We start from the raw sequence: 20509 nt of genomic DNA, 5'->3' as shown, positions 1-20509 counted from the left end.
AGTTATTCTAGATTATTCAATTAATGTTGGAATGCTTTATTCTTTGTTTTGAAATAATTAAAAATATTCTTCTAGCTACACTTGACATATGTAACCTATCGAAAAAATAACCATTAATAATAACAACCAATAGAGCATAACATCCTACTAATGTCACAGTGAAAAACCATGATAAATAGTTTTTAGATTGGATATCAAAAAAATAAAAGGGGATATAAATAACAAATAAACATAAAAATATTCTAATTATCCTATATAATGTTTTTTTGATGGGTAATTTCGTCACATGTCTAGGAATGAATATCATCAAATCAATATCACGATATATATTTGATAAGATGGATGCAACCAGTACTCCAGCAATGCCTAAATACGAAGTTAATATTACTCCACCAACTATTGTAATTGCACCTTGGATTGTAGTTTGAATTCTTGTTTCTTTATACATTCCGGCAGAATCAACTAGCATCCCTTGTGGAGTTTTAATATTGTACAATATACCGTTAATCACAAATAACATTCCGATCAATGGTAGATCATAGTTAATGTCCTTGATACCTGAAGTATACAAACGAATAAAGGGCATTAGAGTTATAAAAGTGGTCGCATAAACAATTGTTATCAAACTATAATAAAAAAACTCAAAATCACTATATGCTTTCTGTAAAGTTCCTTTTTCATTTTTTGCAATTACATTTCCGAACGAAGCTGAAAGTCCACTCACGAAAATGCTAAGTATGCCGTTTATCCCTGTAATTACCATGTAGTATATGGAAAATACACTAACTAAACTCACATCTTTTGTTATAATCGTTATTATAACTACGGGTGAAGCAATTTGAATTGCACCCAGTACTTGAAGATATAATACATCCCATCTCTTTGCTAACGCATGCATATTAGGCACTTCTTTATAATTTACTTTTTTATATTTTCTTTTCACATAAATAATTAGGATTAAAGACCTTATGAATATCGAACATAATGTTACTATTCGCAGAATCACTATATCCACTTTAAAATGAGCCAAAACTGCAATAAATACTGAATTAACAAGAATATATATTATTGAAGCAATAGAAATAACATACATTCTTTGATCGGCAGTTAATAACACCCTGAATTTCGCAAGAGTAAAGAATTCCAACGTACCATTCATCCCTATTACTAAGACTAAAATACTCATACTCAGGAATCCAAGAGTATTTACCTTCACAAACATTGGATAAATGCACGCCAACCCTACGGTTAAAAATAGAAATACATATCCAGATTGAGTATAGAATTTTTTGGTTGCAGATAAAATTCCATTTATCTGTCGATGATCATTATCAGCTAACGGCTTGTAAAGGGCATATACTGCAGCTCCTGAAAGACCAGCCTCTATTAGAGTAAAAAAAACGAAAAACTGAGTTATAGAAGTGACTAATCCATTAATTTGAGAGCCATATGAATATAACATTACCCTTGTTAAAAAAACACCTGAAAACATAACTACTAGTTGGTTAATTCCCATAGAAACTGAGTTATAAAAAAATAATTTAGTTCTATTCATATGATTCTCTGACAATACTTTTTAAATAATTTATAGATTTTTTGCGTTCCTCTTCTAAAATTTCATTAACTTCCGCATAGTCGATTTCTTCCAAAAAATTATCTTTAATAGCATTTTTAATTTCTCGGTTTTTTAAATTAAACAGACCAATAATATTTTCCAACCTTGAATTTACATTCGCAGATGCAGGAAGCAATCCCATAAAAAATTTCTTATTAAAATTAATTGAGAAAGCAACACCGTGAAATGAGTTCGTTACAACATACTCTGCATTGATAAATAATTCAACCCATTCAATTGGTGAGAGTGATCTAGCGTACGTTGCGTTATTTTTACGAATTAAACGATCTGTTACATAAATAATTTCGCAACCAGTTTCTTTAGCTAGGTTTTCAGTAAACTCAATAATATCCTTGACTGGAATCATCAAATACAAAAGAATAAATTTCTTGTCATTTGTAGACGCTGAAATTCCAAAAACCTTTTTCCAATCGTTTAGATCTAATAACAAAGTAGGGTCTAGTACAACTGTTGTATCTCGATGTAATAGTTCATCAATTATTGTCTTCCCTTGTTCTTCTCTCACGGATATTTTATTAAACTTTCCCAATAAGTTTCTGTATTTTTCAATATGCTCTTGGGGGATATCTGTGAAACCAAAGCTTGCAGCATAGGAATTTTTTTTTCCATTTTCTGTTACAAATTCTAAAAAGTATGTAGTGTCGAAATTAGATAGACTATGATTCCATACTTGATCGCTACCAGTTATATAAGCATCAAATGTAGAACTGAAGTTATTAAAATCCCTCTTTCCATTATCATGTAAATATAACTCGCGAAATTCAAGGAACTTATTAAATTTCTTTCTTTTATAAAAATAAGTTAATATTCCATTGATAAAAACCTTGATGCTCTTGAAATCAAATAGTTTTATTTTATTAATTTCATCAATATATGGATTTTTGTAATCAATAACCTCACAATGTGCCCCTAGTTTAGCAATTACTGTTTTTAAAGCATACGCTTGCAATACTGCACCATAGTTTATACTTCTATGGAATGTAATTATACCAATTTTCTTCATATTCGCTCCTTCAGTTCTAACTCCTCTAAATCAATATTTGGTTATATAGTTCAAGATACTCATTGTATTTAGTTTTCAAATCATAATTCATTGCCCTTCTTCTGCAGGATTCCGCCAAAATACTGCGCGATGAGTTAGTCAGAATTTCATAAAAGGTATCAACATCATACTCCTCCGCAATAATGCCAGAACCACTATCAATAACTTCAGGCACAGCAGTCAAATTCGAAACCACTGCTGGTGTTCCACAAGCTAATGCTTCTAATGTAACTAATCCCATTGTCTCTTGCATACTGGGATTAACAAACCAATCTGCAGCTGAATATATTTCAGCCAATTCTTCACTTCTGCAAGGCGGCAAACCAATAATATTATTGGGAAGAAGTCTAATTTGCTCAGGAGATAGTCCAACTAGAACTATTGAATAGCTTTGATCCAATCTATTGGCTAACTGCATAAAGATATCAATACCCTTACTTTTATTCCAAACACTTGCTACACCTAATAGAATAGTTTTCTCCTGCAAACCATATCTAACTTTGAAATTACTTTCTGTAGGTTTAAAAATTTCTAAATCAATACCATTATTAATGACCTTGATTTGATATTTTCCTAAAAATGATTTTTCAACTAAGCCAGCGAGCCAATTCGAAGGGGTCACTATCGTCAGATTTTCCACTCCTGTAAACCAATCCTTCTTCAAGTTGTACATTAACTTTGTTCTGTCTACATAGCTTGCTGGGTACTCTTTAATTTGAGGACACTTAAAGCATCCATCAATCCACTTATTACAATTTACAGATGTGAAATGCGGACATTGTCCAGTAAATGCCCAACAATCATGCAATGTCCATACTACACTAATATTTTTTTTTTTAATGTAATCAAATAACATCCTTAAATTTAAGTAACAATTATGCAAATTATGCAAATGAATTATATCCGGACATAATTCATCTAATTTACTAAGGAATTTTTTTGTTCCCGAACCCGAAAAACAACCATTCAATCCAGTGTAATACGCTAACTTTATATGAATATTTCTTTCAATAATATTCCCAATTAATATATTATTCTCAACTTCGACTTGTTTATTTGTTCGAGCATTTGCGTATGAAACATACGAAATATCTCCATTCTCAGAAACTGACCTTGATATATTCCTCATAATATTTCCTGTGCTACCAAAACTCACAGAATTAATATGAACAATTGTTTTCTTTTTTCTCATCTGAGCACCTTCACACTTCGAGATATCTATTTTCTTTAATTTCAAGTTTCTACTGGCTGATTCCCCAAACCGTTCTATTTATATAATCAGTATATGAAAGTATTATTCTTAGCACTTTCTCCGAGACATTTGGCATGGAATAATCTGATACCATCCTTACTTTATTTTCAAGTTGTGTTTCAAGTATCTCTAATCCTTGTAGGATCCTTTCTTTCTTAAGTCCTACCATCATAACCGCTGCTTCTTCCATTGCTTCTGGTCGTTCATGAGCCTCCCTAATATTTAGAGCTCTAAAACCAAGGATAGAAGATTCTTCGCTTATTGTACCACTATCACTCAATACAGCTTTAGACTTAATCTGAAGTTTTATATAATCATTAAAACCTAATGGTTTCATAATCTTAATTAGTGGATTGAAATTAATTTCATTCGCATTAATCATATTTTTAGTTCTAGGATGTGCACTTACAATAATAGGTAATTTATACTTGTCTGCAATTTCATTTAAACTATCTACCAAATTCATAAAGTTTTTTTCCGAGTTAATATTCTCTTCTCTATGTGCAGAGACTACAAAATACTCGCCTTCTTTAAGATCTAAATTTTCGAGAACTTGAGAGTTTTCAATATCTACTCTTCTAGAATTAATTACTTCAAACATTGGACTTCCAGTTTTTATTATTCTATCCGCGGGCAAACCTTCTTTAAGTAAATACTCTCTTGCAATATCACTATAAGTTAAATTAACATCTGCAACATGATCAACTATTTTCCTATTTGTCTCTTCAGGAACTCTTTGATCAAAACACCTATTACCTGCCTCCATGTGAAAGATTGGAATATGCCTTCTTTTTGCAGCAATAGCGCATAAACAACTGTTAGTATCGCCTAGTATCAAGAGAGCATCTGGTCGTAATTGTTCCATTAGTGGATCTATTTTAATAAATATATTACCTATTGTTTCTGCAGCTGTGCCAATAGCCGCATTTAGAAAATAATCAGGTCTTCTGAGTTTAAAATCATCAAAAAATATTTCATTTAATTCATAATCGTAATTCTGTCCTGTATGAATAAGGATGTGTTCAATAGCAACTGACTTTTCTAATTTATTAATAACAGCAGACAATCTTATTATTTCTGGTCTAGTACCTACGACTGTCATTACTTTTAGTTTCTTCATGAACTACACCTCCTGGTAATAAGTATCCGGAAATTCAGGATCGAAACATTCATTAACCCACATCACAGTTACCATATCGGTATCACCAAGATTCTCTATGTTATGTGTATAACCTGTAGGGATATCTACCACTTCCATCTTTTCAGCACTTACAAAATATTCAATTACTTCATCTGAAAATACATTTCTAAAACGAATTACCCCTCTACCGCTTACTACTAGAAATTTCTCATTTTTTGAATGATGCCAATGGTTTCCTTTAATTATTCCGGGTTTTGAGATATTTACTGAGACCTGACCTCTATCTGGCATCCGCAGAAACTCAGTAAATGAACCTCTATTATCAATATTCATTTTCAAATCATAACTAAATTGATTTTCTGGTAAATAACTTAAATAAGTACTATATAATTTACTAATAAATTCATTGGACATATCAGGGATAGAACGCTCTTCGCGACTCTCTTTAAACGATCGGAGTAGCTCGACTATATTTCCAAGTTTAATAGTATACACTTCTGAAACTTCACAAAATTTATTAACCTTATTTTCTTTACCATCCAATGCATTTATTAACTCTTTTACGACATCATCTATATAAATTAAATTCAATAATACGTTTGGATCATTTACTGTTATTGGGAGATCACGTGAAATATTATGACAAAACGTTGCAACTGCGCTGTTGTAATTAGGCCTGCACCATTTCCCAAAAACATTCGGAAACCTATAAACAAGTCCATGTGCACCTGTTTCATTCACATAATTAAAAAGCAAATCTTCACTTGCTTTTTTACTAATTCCATAGTCATTATTCAGCGCTGCTTGAGTAGAAGACGCAAACATAACTGAGCAAGTATTATTATTTTTTTTTAGAGTATCGAGGAGCAGTGAAGTAAAACCATAATTGCCGTCCATATACTCAGAATTGTCAATTGGGCGATTAACTCCTGCAAGATGAAATACGAAATCGACTTTTCCACAGTACTCTTCTAATAATGTAGGATTCGAATCTTTATAATACTCAAAAACATGATGATTTTTACAGTTTTTCAATTCTGCAACTAGGTTTTTCCCAAAGAAACCATTAGCACCAGTTACAAGTATATTCATTCTAATTCCAGCCTTTCAACTCATCTCTAATAAAATCCAACATTAATAACTTATCTTTTATTTGCTCAACATTTAATCTCATTGTGTTGTGAGAATTATACTCATTATCAAATGAAAGCTGTTCATCACCTTCTAGATAAAACTTATCGTAGTTCAGATCTCTTTTATCTGCAGGAACTCTATAAAATCCACCTAAATCTTCTGATACCACATATTCCTCTTTAGTAAGAAGTGTTTCGTAAAGTTTCTCACCATGTCGAGTTCCTATAACTTTAATTTCATTATCTACATTAAATAGCTCCTTGAGAGCTTGTGCTAAATCTCCGATTGTTGAAGCAGGTGATTTTTGAACCATAATATCTCCGGCCTCTGCATTTTGAAAAGCAAACACTACAAGTTCGACAGCTTCTTCAAGACTCATTAAGAACCTAGTCATGTTTGGGTCAGTTACGGTCAATGTTTGCCCATTTTTGATTTGATTCACAAATAATGGTATTACAGAACCTCTTGAAGCCATCACATTACCATACCTGGTTCCACAAATTAGTGTTCTCGCTGGATCTACAATTTTGGATTTTGCTACAAAAACCTTTTCCATCATTGCTTTAGATATTCCCATCGCATTGATCGGATAAGCTGCTTTGTCAGTGGATAAACAAATTACTTTCTCAACTGCATTTTCAATTGCTGCTGTGAGAACATTGTCTGTTCCAATTACGTTTGTCTTTACTGCTTCTAAAGGAAAAAATTCACAAGAAGGCACCTGCTTAAGTGCTGCAGCATGGAATATGTAATCAACGCCATGTATCGCATTCTTAACGCTAGCTAAGTCCCTCACATCTCCGATATAGAACCGTAACTTTTCGTGTTTATATAGGTTTCGCATATCATCTTGCTTTTTTTCATCGCGTGAAAAAATACGAATTTCCTTTATATCTGTATCTAAAAATCTCTTCATTACAGCATTTCCAAATGAACCAGTTCCACCAGTAATTAATAAAGTTTTATTTTTAAACATATTTAATACCCCTATCTAGTATTGTCATTTTATTCGCCTAATAAATTCACTATTTCTTCAACAAATGCTTGTGGTGTATTTTTATACATGCTTTGTTTTAATTCATCAATTGTTGCATATTTACCATTTTTTTCTTTTATAAAATTCTCCAACTCCAGAGCGTCTTCGTCAAGTTGATCCCAATTTTCTTTCAATAACAATTTATTCGGATAGCTTTTCAAATAAGTTAAACTAGGTTCATCATCGATCGGATACGTTGATATAATTGGTTTCCCAATTGACATATACTCAAAGATTTTACTTGGAACCATTGAAGCAATGTTATTTCCAATATTCAACAAAAAGTCAGCATTTTTCAATACGTTTAATGCCTCTGCATGTGAAATTGGTTTTAAAACTTCAATGTTATTTAATTTAGAATTTAATTGTGCTTCTCGTAATATTTCAGGACAAGTATTAGCCCCAATTATTGTGAGTGAACAGTTGTGCAAATTCAGTCGATTAAATACATCTAAAAAGTACTTTGGATTACGAATATGATGAGGAATTGAACCAACATATACTATGTTAATTTTGTTTTTATCAATTAGATTAGTAGTCTCTGTTAAATCATTGTTCATTTCAACAAGTAGTGGAATATCCAATATACTCATCTTTGAGTAGTATTTTTCTAATTTACTGTATTCCTTATGATGTTGTTCGCTAGAATTCATTACAATAAATTTATCAGCATTATTTAATAATTTGCGCTCCCATAATAATCCTCTTTTTATTACCCATCTCTTCGAGAAATTTTTTGGGCCGTATCCTCCTGATAACGAATCTAAAAAATAAGGTACATATTTGACTTTTGGGTATTTTTTTTTAATAAGGTATCCTGCAATCAAAGTATCAATTTGTGTATAAATTGGAATGATACAATCATAATTTTCGAGTTTATACATTTTATTTGCTGCATTATAAAACCGTAAAGTATACATTGGTGAGATCAAGGGCCAAGTAGGAATACTTCCAATCAATTTAATCTTATTTAAGATAAATGTCAGTTTAGAAACTAAGTTAGAAATAATTCCAGAATGTTTATTACACCAGTTATTCATTCTATAAGTTAAGCGCGGCTTAATTCTATTGATATGTATCCCATTTATTAGCTCATTCTTGCTCTGATTTAACTCTTGGTTTGTAATGCAATAAACCTCGTATCCTTTACTTTGCAATTCTCTCATAACGACGTCTGCGCAAATTCCATTAGCTGAAAACTTTTCACCAATTAAGAATAATATCTTTTCCACAATTGCCCCCTTATTGAGAGTTACTATCAACTAAGTTACTTTTATTAGCTTTAATATCGCCTACTCCATAAAAAATAAGTACATAAATAAAAGCAATCCTTATATAGTCTTCGCTCATTATTACAAGTATCAACGAAACTGAAAGTAAAAACTTTGAAACTAAACCAGAATCGATTCTAACAACATTCTTCAAATAATAATAGTTACATGGTATTCCCCAAAGCATTCCGAATAGAGTAAACCAATTAATCGGTGTGCACGTTGGCATGGTGTTTAATTTCTCTTTTGCCAACATTAAATATTTTTCATAACCAATACCTACAAATGGAGATTTTATAAATTCCCAAAAAGGGTACACAATGGCATTCATCCTTACAGAAGTAGAAAAATTGGAACTTCCGCCTTCAGAAAACAAGCCATTAAGTTTACCAAATAACAGTCGACTATATTCATCTGGAATAAATTTCAAAGTCATAAAACTTACTAAAATAAGAGTGATACTGTATATATAGATTTTCCTATACTCGATTACCATTTTTTTGCTTTTGAAAATATATGCAAGTAATATTGGTCCAAGTGCAAAGTAACCAGTAGTAGAGAAAGTTGTAATAATTGTAATAACAAAAATAAATACATATTTTTTCCTTACTTTATTCATTAGGAATAATTCAAATATTAGTGCAAAATTGAGAAATGTCTGAAACGCCCCTGGTTCCCAAAAAAAACTATAATTTCTGTTGAATTCAGCTCCAGGCAAAGCTATTGAAAAAAACAAGTTATGGACATTCATCCCCACTCGTTGACCAATTATTGGTGTAAAAGTTAATATTGAGGGTGAAATTATTACTACTGCATAAACAATTAGAGAAATTGTTGCTATAAAGTACATCACCTTGAGATATATTGAGATAAATCTGCTAAATGAGTGTGAAAGAGTAAAAAGATAACCTGAAATTACTGCAAATAATAAAATTACATGATGGTATACTCCTGCTCCCTCTATTAGTGCAGATGTGAGTGCAACAATAAATAAAAGTAATAGTACTAAAAAGCTTTTAATATTAAAATTAGTATTAATATCTTTAATATTCAAGAATACACCTATAACTAAAACACCAAATAACATTAAGACCGCAACTATCCCAGGAACTAAATCAGAAACGCTAAAATAATAAGAAGAAGTTATATATATCAGAAGAAATACAATAACGTAAGAACTTATTTTCTCTTTACATTCTATATTAAGACTATCATTTTTCATTTTAACTGCTTTTCTATTAAGCAAATTAATGTCCTCCAGTAAACCAAATAAAGAAATTCCCCAAGCTTTAAATACATATTTTTTTACAATACAGACTCTAAACTAACAACTTTACAAATCATCTCGATCGCATTTTCATATTCGACTAATATCTCTTTTAACTTCTCATTACAATTTAGTTCGAATTCCTCCCACTTAATAGATGAGTAATATTCATAAATACTATCTGCGAAATCTTTATCAAGTGGATTGCACTTCAACCCAATATTATATGAATCTAACTGTTCTCCCATATAAGATCCAACGTTGCAGAGCTGAGGTATATAAAATGTTACCGCATCATAAAATTTATTTGCCATTGCAGGTTTCATTGTGAGATCATTTTCAAATATGTTATGAATAATATCAGTCACTTTTGCAAAATGATATCTCTCTTCAGGCTTATACTCCCCATGAAAATATACATTGTTGATACCAAGGTTCTCACAGTATGCTCTTAAATTAGTTGCAGTTTCTTGTTCTCTTCCATGATAGTGAAGTTCAAAACGACAATCATTGGCTAGTCTAGAAATTAATATTTTATTAATTTCTTCATGCCTAATAAATCCCCAGTATCTAATTCTAATAGGAGCATAATCCCTAGAATTTTCATTCCGAACATGTCTATGATTTAGTGAATCCATTAATAGATTATGCGTGGTAAAAATCCGCTCATTTTGCGGCAAATATTTTCTAAATGCATTTGAACTAACAAAAGTGGCACTAGAGTGATCTACTAGTCGATGAATTATATTCTTGTAAAATCCAATGCTTTCAAAAGTGACATCCCTGTAATCTAAAATATATTTCTTAGGATAGAATTTAAACAATAATTTATAGAGTAGCACACCAGGAATGGTATGCATAACTATCACAAGGTCATACTCAGTTTCAAGTAATACCTGCTTAGCGTATTTTCTGAATTTTATAAAACTCTTAATTTTCCTTATTTTTGAAACTTCATCCTTTTGGAATAATTTAAATTCATGTAATTTAATATCATATGGTAATTTAATCTCTTCTTGTTCATCTCTATTCCAATATAAAAGATGAATATCATTTTCTGTTTTTGTTAACTGCTCTAAATAAAAATTCATATAAGGCATATAAGCTAACTTTGTGAAACCAATCAAAAGTATCTTCATGTTAATCTCACCTCAAAAGCTCATTGAAAATATCAATAAATTTCTTTGTATTAATAGAACTCGTATAATTTAATTCACCAAATTCTTTAGCTTTATTAGCCATTTCATCTATTTTCCCAGGTTGATAATATAAATCAATTATTGCTTTCGCAAGCAACTGATGATTATCATTTGGCACAGAAATGCCAATAGCATTTTCATTAAACATTTTGAAATAGTGAGACTCAGATTCGACTGAATTTATTATTACACGTCGACAAGCCATAAGCAGCGGTGCTTTACTTGGTACACCATTGCCGATAACTCCTTTTCTAAGCGGGATAATACAAATTGAACAAGCACTATACACATCAGGGACTATTTCGATCGGCTGTAATGGATAAAATTGTATATTATTTAAATTCCGTGATTTCACTTCATCCATAAATGTTTGTTTAACATTTCCATCGCCTATAATTTGAAATACGATATTTTCTTCATTCATTAATATAGTAGCTGCTTCAATAATTGCTTCATAATTAAACACATATCCTATTGTACCAGCAAACTGGATATAGAATTTATCAGTTGGAATATCATACTTTTTAATAAATTTATTACTCTCCAGTGGTATTTCCTTAACTTCCTTATCATCATACCATGCAGGAACAACTCTTATTTTTTTCGGGTTAACTTTTTGCGCTATTACCTTATCTTTCATATCCTCAGAAAGAACAGTAATAACTGAACTCATCTTATAAGTATATTTCTGAATAAATCTAAGACAGTTAAATATTGTTTTATTTCTCATGACCCCAATATCAAAAGCATGGCCCGGAAACACATCGTATATATTGTATACAATGGGTTTTCTATTAAATAATTTGAGCATAATCAATTGGTAGACTACTGTTGGACAAGATTGTAAAAATACAACATCTACGTCTTTAACTTTTCTCCACTTCTTGTAACTAGTAATAGCATAAGTCGCCTCGTCTATATATCTGTTAAAAAATCGAGTTTTATCAATTACTGATCGATCTACTATGTCATATGTGAAGCCTTTTCGCCCCTGCAGAGAGCTAGGTATGTCGGAGTTTATCCTTTTACGTCTGCTTTGAATTAAATGAACTTCAAATCCTGCGGATAAGAAATCATTAATCATTACCATAGCCATTTGGTTATTAGGTCCAGGAGTATCAAATCCCTCCGTTGTAATAAAGAGTATTTTCATAATATTGATTCTCCTTCAATGAAGAATTTAATTTCACCTAATTTCTAATTTTTATATTTCATTCTACATTACCTAGTGAGGAATTTTCGTATTAGCAGATATCAGTTCATTAGATTTAAGTTCATTTCTTCCTTCAACAAAACCTTCCGTTCTCACTACGCTTACGATAGTTTTAAGAAAACACTTCGCATCCAATAACAAACTCATATTTTGAACGTATATACCATCTAAACTCGCTTTAATGTTTATAGGGAGCTCGTCTCTCCCATTAATTTGGGCCCAGCCTGTAAGTCCAGGTGCAATATCATTTGCCCCATATTTATCTCGTTCTGCTATCAAATCATATTGATTCCATAATGCAGGTCTAGGGCCGATGATACTCATCTGCCCTACGACAATGTTCCATATTTGAGGAATCTCATCAAGAGAAGTCTTTCTTAAAAATTTGCCCATTCTCGTTATGTATTTATCAGGATTCTCTAGTAGGTGTGTTGGGGTATCCTTAGGCGTATCAATTCGCATAGTACGGAATTTCAGTATGTAAAAGTGAGTTTTATGAATGCCTACTCTTTTTTGTTTAAAAAGCACGGGCCCCTTTGAATCTAATTTGATCGCAATAATTAGCACCAAAAATACTGGAAATAAGATTATTAATCCGATTATCGACAGTAATATATCGATGAATCTCTTAATTTTTAGATACATATCATATTACTCCCTTACGATCGTTTTTGTAATATCAAATTTACTTTCTAAATCCCATTAACCGACTTGACTAAAACTCGGCACCAAGTTCTTCATCGCATCATGAACTTTGCCTTGCTTCTCCGCTATGACTTGCTCCAACCTCAATATCTCAAGTGAAAGCTCTCCTTGGCTTATCGCCACTGGGCTACCTACGAAGATTCGATCATGCTTCGTGTTGCCTAGTCCTTCTTCACTAAGAAGAAGTTCTTCATACAGCTTCTCTCCAGGCCGGATGCCTGAGAATTCAATCTCAATGTCTACCCCAGGCTCGAAGCCGGATAGGCGAATGAGGTCTGTGGCAAGGTCTACGATTTTAACAGGCTCGCCCATATCCAGAATGAAGACTTCCCCGCCTTGTGCGAAGGCACCTGCTTGAATAACTAGCTGAACAGCTTCAGGGATGGTCATGAAGTAACGCACCATCTCTGGATGGGTGACGGATACAGGGCCGCCCATGGCGATCTGTTCTTTGAAATGCGGGATAACACTCCCGCGACTTCCGAGAACGTTACCGAAGCGTACGGCTACGAATTTGGTTTCGCTGACGAGATCTAGGTTCTGGATGATTAACTCCGCAATACGCTTGGTTGCCCCCATGATGCTTGTAGGGTTGACGGCTTTATCTGTTGAAATGAGAACAAATCTCTCGGCCTTATATTGATGTGCACATTCTGCAACATTTCGGGTTCCGAAGACGTTATTCTTAATAGCTTCAGCTGGATTGCGCTCCATGAGGGGAACATGTTTATGGGCAGCTGCATGGAAAATAACCTTAGGCTGAAAGGTTTGAAAAACGTCCTTCATCCGGTCCAAATCCTGGACATCTGCGATCACGGGCTCTATTTTCAAAGCAGGGAAAAGTCTATGTATTTCTTTCTCGATTAGATAAATGCTGTTCTCACCATGCCCCAACAGGATTAACTTACTTGGATGAAATGGTGCAATCTGTCTGCACAGCTCAGAACCAATGGATCCACCAGCACCTGTCACTAGAACAACTTTACCTTGCACATAATTGGCAATGCCTTCTAGATCAATGTTTATCGGGTCGCGACCAAGCAAATCCTCCACTTGCACATCTCTAATGGCATTAATGGTGACTTTGCCTTCAATCAAATCATTGATCTTAGGAATGATCTTCATTTTGGCTTTGGTATGCTTACAAATCGCAATAATTTCAGATACTTCCAATTTAGAAACAGATGGCATCGCAATAATGATTTCATCAATTTCGTTATTTTCTACAATGCGAATAATCTCATTACGGTTGCCTAGCACAGGGAGACCCATGATCAAATGCTTATACTTGGATGGGTCATCGTCAACGAAGGCAACAGGGTAAACAGGGGATTTTGAATTAAATTTCAACTCTTTCGCAATTAAGATCCCGCAGTCTCCTGCACCAATAATTAACGCTTTCCGTTGGTTTGTTTTCTTCTTATAGTACTTATCTCTAACCACTCTCCAGACAAAACGACTGGCTCCTATAATAAGAATCATGTTCTCCACCACTCTGACGTAGACAGCGAATGGAACATTTGTCTCGTGTAACACAAGCATAACGAAATAAGACAGCGTACAGGTAGCTACGACTGCTTTGACGATCGAAATAACTTCGCCTATACTTGCATATTCCCATACGCGTCTATACATCTTGAAGTAGATCAAACAGGCTGATCCAATAACCATGGATATTGCGGAATATTCCATCCATTGTCTCATATACGTGCTAGGAATATGCAATTCAAACCTCAACAAATAGGCAATCAAAACGCTCATCCAAATCAGAACCATATCGAGCAAAACGAGTATTATATTTTTGCTGCCAAACTTCACGGGAATCCCTCACTCGTTGGTGATCTTATTGACTTTCACCATAATAATAGTAATAGTAGGCATCTTTATTTTTGCGATCCACATTATTTAAGACGACTCCGAGTATTCTTGCTCGTACGTTTTCCAGGTTTTGCTTCGCCTTGAGTACCGCATCTCTTTTGGTCTTGTCAGAGTTGACGACCAAGATCACACCATCTGTGCGAGAAGCAATGATCTGCGAATCGGTTACCGCGATGGCAGGTGGAGAATCGATAAGAATGATATCGAAATGTTGCTTTAGTTCCTCGATGGCACTTAGCATTTTCTTCGAAGCTAGAATTTCAGATGGGTTAGGTGGAATTGGCCCCGATGTTATAATTTGCAAATTAGGAACGAAAGTGCCTTGAAGCACTTCCTTAATGGTTAATTGATTCGTCAGCAGGTTGGTAAGTCCCAAACGATTAGATACACGCAAGGTATGATGCATGGTCGGTTTTCTGAGATCCCCGTCGATGATCAATACTTTCTTATCCGTTTGCGCATAGGCCACAGCAAGATTAATCAACGTGGTTGATTTCCCTTCCCCAGGTCCTGCAGATGTAACCATAATGACTTTTAACTCTTCATCGATCGAGGAGAATTGAATGTTCGTTCTTAGTGCTCTATAGGCTTCCGAAATGGGAGATTTGGGATTCTGATGGGTAATAATGGGCCTTTTATTGATTAAGCTTGACATCTGATTGTCCCCCCACTCTTTGTTCGTTCGTTTGTTTGCTATGATTATTCTGAAAATCTTCTGGCCTCATCTTGGTGATCATGGCTAAGGTTGGCAGCCCTAAGAACTGTTCAACTTCTTGCTCAGTTGTAAGTTGATCGTTCAAATACTCCAACAAGAAAGCAATACCTAACGCAATCATGAGTGACACAACGAAAGCAATGGCAACATTCAACTTTTTATTCGGCTTCACGGGTACCGGGTGTTCAATATCTTTGGCCTCATTCAGCAAGGAAATATTATCGACTTTCATAATCTTAGGAATCTCATCTTGGAATACGATCGACACCGCATTGACAATACTCGCTGCTCTCGTGTAAGAAGGATCTTGCACAATAAGGGTCATAACTTGTGTATTGTTAACCGAGCTAACTTTGACAGTATTTATAAGTTGCTCAGCACTAATATTCAAATGTGGGTATATAGCAACGACCTTATCCATTATTCTCGGCGTTCTAATAATTTCTTTATAGGTGTCAATGAGTCTGATATTTAAATTAACCGTATTAATATCAACTTGGGATAAACCTACTTGATCATTTGATTTATTTACAATTATCTTTGTTGAAGCCTGATAGATCGGCTGCATAAAGAAATAGCTGATAATCCCCGTTGCTACTGTCGCCAGTATAACGATTGAAATTATCATCCACACCCTCCTCTTTATTATTTTCAAGTAATCCTTTAAATCCAATTCCATGCCATTCCCTCCGTCTACATGTTGTCATGTCTCGTCTTGGTCGTTGGTCTCTCATATTTACTAGAAAAGATAAGGAATCCCCCTCTATCTGATAGAGATAAGGATTCCTCGTGAAATATACGGTTTCTTATTTATTCAGCAAACGATAGATAACTACCGCGGCTTGTGCACGTGTCGAGTTGGCATTGGGATTAAATAGATTGCCTTCCTCGCCAATTACAATCCCTTCACTTGCTGCAAGTGCAACGCCAGCTTTCAATGATGCGTTAATGTCTGTTGCATCTGTGAAGCCTTTCAATGCTTCTTCAACTTTAGCTGAGCTTAAGGATACACCTTTCAGCGCCAAAGCTCTGGATGCCATTACTGCCATCTCCGCACGTGTAATGGCACCATTCGGATCGAACTTGCCTACTTCTTTACCATTGACAATGCCATTCTTCACGGCGGAAGCTACATAGACTTTGTACCAATCGGAATCATTCACATCTGTGAAGTCTTCTGCTGCCGCTGCATTTTCCAAAGCAAATGTTTTTACGATCATTTTCGCAAATTCCGCACGCGTTACTAGACCATTCGGTTCGAATGCTTGATCAGCACGACCTTCCAGAATCCCTTTCGCGGCAGCGACTTGAATTTGTCGACCAGCCCATGCTTTAACAGATGCTGTATCGCCGAAAGTAACATTGTTCTCTACAACTGTGTAAGTGGAGAAACCATTACGAACTGCATTCAGTTTACCATTGCTATAGCTACCACCGTAGAACTCTAATTTCCCATCTACGATTTTGGCTAGGGACAATAATTCAGTATCGAATTTATTGCCATTCGGCACTGGAATCGTTACTTCAATTGGCGTAGTAAAGCTGCTTACATGATTGCCACCAGATGTGAATTCAAACTCGTATACGCCAGATGCCACAGGCAGTTGTGTTACACTTGTTGCCACTTTCGCATCTTGGTTCGTTACTTTAAGCGTCGTATCTGCACCGAACTCACTTGGACTTACGCCCAATGTTAGTCCGTTCATGGAAATATCTACTTTTTCAACACCATTAGCAATTGCTGCATCAAATAGTGCTTTCTCCAACGGAATTTCCGTTGTTTTCGCCGTAATCGTATCGAAATCCAATTTCAACGTTATTTTCTCAGTTGGTGCATTTGGGTTCAATAATTTCAATTGATCGTTCAATGCTTTCGCTTTGGCAGCGATATCTTTCAACTTCGCGGATATTTCAGCAACATTGATAGTTGGTGTAGCTGTATCGCCTACAACTTTAATTGTTGAGCTAAGATCTAGCGTCGCAAGATCTTGAAGCGCGTTTTTCACAGCATCTTGTGCTTGTTGGAAAATTTCTTGTATCTTCTCTTCCGAAGCGCCTACAAGCTCATCTTTAAGGTCTTTCAAGCCTTGCACTGTTTCACCAGCAGTGTCTTTATCTGGAGTGACTGTACCACCCGGTGTTATTGGATCTGGGTGCGGATTTGTTGTTGGTGCTTTCAATGACACTTGGTCATCTTCGGAAATGTAAAGTAACAAGTCAAAATGGGAATCCTTAGCTTCTACTTTAGAAGCTGCATCGGAGTTTCCAGTCAAAACAAATGCTTCAGTTGCCTGGTCATAACGAATACCTGAGCCTTGCACGCTCCATTTCAACGATGAATTGGGAATTGGCACCTCAATAACTGGATCCCCGTATGCTACTTTAAGAAGTGGTTTCTCAGAAGAAGTCGTGCTTCCTGAAGCTTTAGCATATTTGAGTTTACCATCAAGCACATAACGTAGCCCTGCAGACACGACAGCCGTTCTTGCATCTGTGGCAATCGTTGAATTCGTAGCTGTATCAATGGATTCCGCAATTCGATTCTGAACCGTATCCAAATCACCTAACGAAATGCCGTATGCACTCAGTAATTGAGAAATAAGTAGTTCGCTGTGACCAGCTACAACATCGGTAGTAACGATATCATTAATTGCACCTTTAATGCCCTGCGCGTTGCCTGTTGCGAAGGCACTTACAGCAGCCGCTAATAGTTGACTCTTCTTGTTATTAAGAGCCGTCATTGCTGCAGATTGGAAAAGCTCAACATCACTCTTTTTCAAACCAGCTGGGTCATCAATGCCTTTAAGTCCTACAGCCGTAAACAACTCACTAATCGCAGCTCGGTAAGCTGGGACTTGAATTAATGCTTCGATAGAAGCACCAGTCGCATCATAAAATAGATCAAGGGTACTGATTAGTGGATAAACAGCACTATATTCCAAATTAGGAGCTTTAGCTTTAATAATGTCCCATACTTCTTTTGTCAACCGATGCTGTTCATCTTTATCTGTCACTGGGTGAGCAACAACGTAGTCTCTAAGATCTTTAACACTTGCGAACCCTGATGCATCTCTTGCGAGTTCAGCATGCAAAGCATTCATTTGAGCTACATACGTTGGTGAAGTTGGGGGCGTAGTAACCGTGTCTGCAGAAGCCACTCCTACTGAAATACCTAGTTTATTAGCTAGGCCTTGCTCGCTTAATGGAAGTCCAGCAATGGATGCAAACATGATGCTTGCTGCCAATGTTGTTACGGTTACTTTCTTTTTCATCGTCATGCTAAAATTCACCTCTTCAAATTAGTTACAATGCTTTATTTGGATTTCCAAAACTGAAACCATTTCGGCCTCGACCAGACGGGATGTAGTGTTTCAATCGATAGGTTATGTATAATCCTGTTAGCATTATTTTGAAAATTACTCACAATAGGTTGTCCTAGCTCAGTACGCAAAGCTTCATACCCTTCGGCTAGTGCGAACCGACGATTGGTCGTGTTGTGCGCATCAGAAGAAATAAAATGGGCTAAGTGGTTCCTGCATAAATCAAATGAAAGTGTTTGGATCGATTTACCAAAATGACCAAGCAAGGATTGGGCCGTTACTTGTGTCAAGGCTCCGAGTTGTACCAATTCGAGAAGCTTCGTTGGATCCAAGGCAATCTCGCGATTACGCTCAGGATGTGCAATGATCGGCACAATGTCCATCAGAAGCAGTTCATGTAGTAATTCATGTATCCCCGTAGATATGCGATCAGATGGGAATTCCAACAGCATGTAACGAGAGCCATCTAACGTGGTTGTTCTCCCAGCTTCAAGATCGTCAATTAATCCCCGATACACGCGAATCTCTTGACCTGCATGAATACGAAGAGGGATTTGCCTGCTGATCAGCTCCTCTTGGAACAAATTTACCTGTAGCCCAATAAAATCAGCGTCATTCGTAAATCTACCATTTTCGTGATGCGGGGTCGCAATAACGGTATGTATTCCTTGTTCCACGGCTGCCCTTGCCATGTGAACGGCTTGCTCCAAATCAGATGCCCCATCATCTAAATCTGGTAGTATATGACTATGTATATCAATCATAGGAAACCCCAATCAGTAGGACTAACACTTAAATTTTCGACACAAAATAAGGATTTCCAGCATTATTTTCATGAAACTATTATTCAAAGTGTAACATATATACGATGTGTTGCCTACCTTAGAAGCTAGGCAACTAGCACTATATTGACATTTTTTTATGTAATTTTTATCAAATTTTCACCTTTGTAATAGTTCCGAATTGTATGTGCAATTCAGGTAAAATAAGCAATAAAATACCAAAATAGATTTAAATATACCATTTTTATATATTATTCGACATATTACCACAAATAACATTCATAATTCGACATAATTCTCCATCAATTTTATATATTTGAATTTTCTGTAAATTTAAACTTTCATAATTTTTCAAAGCTAAAAAGAAAAGAAGCCTCTTCTAAACTTTTTAAAGAGAGGCCACATTTTTTACCTTTATACCCATTATTTCCTCAATTTGATCAAATCGCAAAGCCCCACAAAAAAAACTACAATCGTAGTCAGCACGATCAATCTGAAATCCCAGGCATTCGGAAACTCATTCATCTTGGTACCGGTAGCACGAAGAATTAGAACAAAAAATAATAAAACCAAATCAAAAAACATACAATAGGCCATTCTGGCTGAGAGCTTATGCAGTGGAAGTTTGTCCATCATTTTACCGAATCCAAATAAATCACTCCACTTCCCGGATTCAGACTTCAACTTCGGGGGGGTGTTGCAATGGCCGGGAGGCATCCTGCCACATCAGTACGGCCCCAATGAAGCTTACACCTACAATGAAAATCCCCCCCAAAGGTGACAATAGCTTGTGCTCCCATGTCAAGATAATAGCTAGAAAACTTACTAGCATTAAAATATAAGCACCTATTATTTTCGTTGAGTTCCCTGCCATGATCTTCTACACCTCCCTTATATATGAAGCTAAAGTAGTATATG

The 20509-nt window shown here is 35.1% G+C and carries 17 protein-coding genes; all 17 read right to left on the bottom strand.

Annotated elements, in window-relative coordinates:
- Positions 1-16: 16 nt before the first annotated feature.
- A complete protein-coding gene (locus tag AC58PQ_RS04715; protein ID WP_497240817.1) occupies positions 17-1555 on the bottom strand; it encodes a hypothetical protein in 1539 nt (512 codons plus the stop codon).
- On the bottom strand, positions 1548-2639 hold the full coding sequence (locus tag AC58PQ_RS04710; RefSeq protein WP_497240816.1) for a polysaccharide pyruvyl transferase family protein: 1092 nt from the start codon (positions 2637-2639) through the stop codon (positions 1548-1550). Before AC58PQ_RS04710 ends, AC58PQ_RS04715 begins: the two co-directional genes overlap by 8 nt.
- 25 nt (positions 2640-2664) lie before the next feature.
- Positions 2665-3870 (bottom strand): glycosyltransferase, encoded by a 1206-nt coding sequence (locus AC58PQ_RS04705; protein ID WP_497240815.1) that lies wholly within the window; start codon positions 3868-3870, stop codon positions 2665-2667.
- Between the two features lie 49 nt (positions 3871-3919).
- Entirely contained in the window at positions 3920-5050 is a 1131-nt protein-coding gene (wecB, locus tag AC58PQ_RS04700) for a non-hydrolyzing UDP-N-acetylglucosamine 2-epimerase (protein WP_497240814.1), read from the bottom strand.
- Positions 5051-5053: 3 nt separating this feature from the next.
- Entirely contained in the window at positions 5054-6163 is a 1110-nt protein-coding gene (locus AC58PQ_RS04695) for a capsular polysaccharide biosynthesis protein CapF (RefSeq protein ID WP_497240813.1), read from the bottom strand.
- 1 nt (position 6164) lies between these two features.
- Positions 6165-7181, bottom strand: a complete 1017-nt coding sequence (locus AC58PQ_RS04690) for a polysaccharide biosynthesis protein (RefSeq protein WP_497240812.1) — start codon at positions 7179-7181, stop codon at positions 6165-6167.
- Between the two features lie 29 nt (positions 7182-7210).
- Positions 7211-8473, bottom strand: a complete 1263-nt coding sequence (locus AC58PQ_RS04685; RefSeq protein ID WP_497240811.1) for a glycosyltransferase — start codon at positions 8471-8473, stop codon at positions 7211-7213.
- A 10-nt stretch (positions 8474-8483) separates the two neighbouring features.
- Entirely contained in the window at positions 8484-9758 is a 1275-nt protein-coding gene (locus AC58PQ_RS04680) for a hypothetical protein (RefSeq protein ID WP_497240810.1), read from the bottom strand.
- A gap of 59 nt (positions 9759-9817) precedes the next feature.
- Positions 9818-10918, bottom strand: a complete 1101-nt coding sequence (locus AC58PQ_RS04675) for a glycosyltransferase family protein (RefSeq protein WP_497240809.1) — start codon at positions 10916-10918, stop codon at positions 9818-9820.
- A gap of 7 nt (positions 10919-10925) precedes the next feature.
- Positions 10926-12131, bottom strand: a complete 1206-nt coding sequence (locus AC58PQ_RS04670) for a glycosyltransferase family 4 protein (RefSeq protein WP_497240808.1) — start codon at positions 12129-12131, stop codon at positions 10926-10928.
- A 72-nt stretch (positions 12132-12203) separates the two neighbouring features.
- Positions 12204-12836, bottom strand: coding sequence for a sugar transferase (locus AC58PQ_RS04665; protein ID WP_497240807.1), 633 nt, complete (start codon positions 12834-12836; stop codon positions 12204-12206).
- A gap of 57 nt (positions 12837-12893) precedes the next feature.
- Positions 12894-14714, bottom strand: coding sequence for a polysaccharide biosynthesis protein (locus AC58PQ_RS04660; protein ID WP_497240806.1), 1821 nt, complete (start codon positions 14712-14714; stop codon positions 12894-12896).
- 25 nt (positions 14715-14739) lie between these two features.
- On the bottom strand, positions 14740-15429 hold the full coding sequence (locus AC58PQ_RS04655) for a CpsD/CapB family tyrosine-protein kinase (RefSeq protein ID WP_497240805.1): 690 nt from the start codon (positions 15427-15429) through the stop codon (positions 14740-14742).
- The gene (locus AC58PQ_RS04650; RefSeq protein ID WP_497240804.1) at positions 15410-16168 is read right to left on the bottom strand and encodes a YveK family protein; all 759 of its coding nucleotides are present in this window, start codon (positions 16166-16168) and stop codon (positions 15410-15412) included. Before AC58PQ_RS04650 ends, AC58PQ_RS04655 begins: the two co-directional genes overlap by 20 nt.
- Before the next feature lie 127 nt (positions 16169-16295).
- Entirely contained in the window at positions 16296-18767 is a 2472-nt protein-coding gene (locus AC58PQ_RS04645; RefSeq protein WP_497240803.1) for an S-layer homology domain-containing protein, read from the bottom strand.
- Between the two features lie 35 nt (positions 18768-18802).
- Positions 18803-19573 carry a tyrosine-protein phosphatase gene (locus tag AC58PQ_RS04640; protein ID WP_497240802.1) on the bottom strand — a complete coding sequence of 257 codons (771 nt, stop codon included), beginning with the start codon at positions 19571-19573 and terminating at the stop codon, positions 18803-18805.
- Between the two features lie 691 nt (positions 19574-20264).
- A complete protein-coding gene (locus tag AC58PQ_RS04635; RefSeq protein ID WP_497240801.1) occupies positions 20265-20465 on the bottom strand; it encodes a hypothetical protein in 201 nt (66 codons plus the stop codon).
- Positions 20466-20509: the final 44 nt, after the last annotated feature.

The sequence above is a fragment of the Paenibacillus sp. J22P143 genome (assembly GCF_059692035.1).
Note: the sequence above shows the minus strand (reverse complement) of the source record. Positions and strands in the feature narration are given on the sequence as shown.

What these genes read in the sequence shown, in the direction of transcription:
- wecB (WP_497240814.1), bottom strand. Translation starts at nt 5,050, where the DNA reads ATGAAGAAACTAAAAGTAATGACAGTCGTAGGTACTAGACCAGAAATA.
- AC58PQ_RS04655 (WP_497240805.1), bottom strand. Translation starts at nt 15,429, where the DNA reads ATGTCAAGCTTAATCAATAAAAGGCCCATTATTACCCATCAGAATCCC.
- AC58PQ_RS04705 (WP_497240815.1), bottom strand. Translation starts at nt 3,870, where the DNA reads ATGAGAAAAAAGAAAACAATTGTTCATATTAATTCTGTGAGTTTTGGT.
- AC58PQ_RS04635 (WP_497240801.1), bottom strand. Translation starts at nt 20,465, where the DNA reads ATGGCAGGGAACTCAACGAAAATAATAGGTGCTTATATTTTAATGCTA.
- AC58PQ_RS04695 (WP_497240813.1), bottom strand. Translation starts at nt 6,163, where the DNA reads ATGAATATACTTGTAACTGGTGCTAATGGTTTCTTTGGGAAAAACCTA.
- AC58PQ_RS04675 (WP_497240809.1), bottom strand. Translation starts at nt 10,918, where the DNA reads ATGAAGATACTTTTGATTGGTTTCACAAAGTTAGCTTATATGCCTTAT.
- AC58PQ_RS04690 (WP_497240812.1), bottom strand. Translation starts at nt 7,181, where the DNA reads ATGTTTAAAAATAAAACTTTATTAATTACTGGTGGAACTGGTTCATTT.
- AC58PQ_RS04715 (WP_497240817.1), bottom strand. Translation starts at nt 1,555, where the DNA reads ATGAATAGAACTAAATTATTTTTTTATAACTCAGTTTCTATGGGAATT.
- AC58PQ_RS04670 (WP_497240808.1), bottom strand. Translation starts at nt 12,131, where the DNA reads ATGAAAATACTCTTTATTACAACGGAGGGATTTGATACTCCTGGACCT.
- AC58PQ_RS04645 (WP_497240803.1), bottom strand. Translation starts at nt 18,767, where the DNA reads ATGACGATGAAAAAGAAAGTAACCGTAACAACATTGGCAGCAAGCATC.
- AC58PQ_RS04665 (WP_497240807.1), bottom strand. Translation starts at nt 12,836, where the DNA reads ATGTATCTAAAAATTAAGAGATTCATCGATATATTACTGTCGATAATC.
- AC58PQ_RS04710 (WP_497240816.1), bottom strand. Translation starts at nt 2,639, where the DNA reads ATGAAGAAAATTGGTATAATTACATTCCATAGAAGTATAAACTATGGT.
- AC58PQ_RS04640 (WP_497240802.1), bottom strand. Translation starts at nt 19,573, where the DNA reads ATGATTGATATACATAGTCATATACTACCAGATTTAGATGATGGGGCA.
- AC58PQ_RS04650 (WP_497240804.1), bottom strand. Translation starts at nt 16,168, where the DNA reads ATGGAATTGGATTTAAAGGATTACTTGAAAATAATAAAGAGGAGGGTG.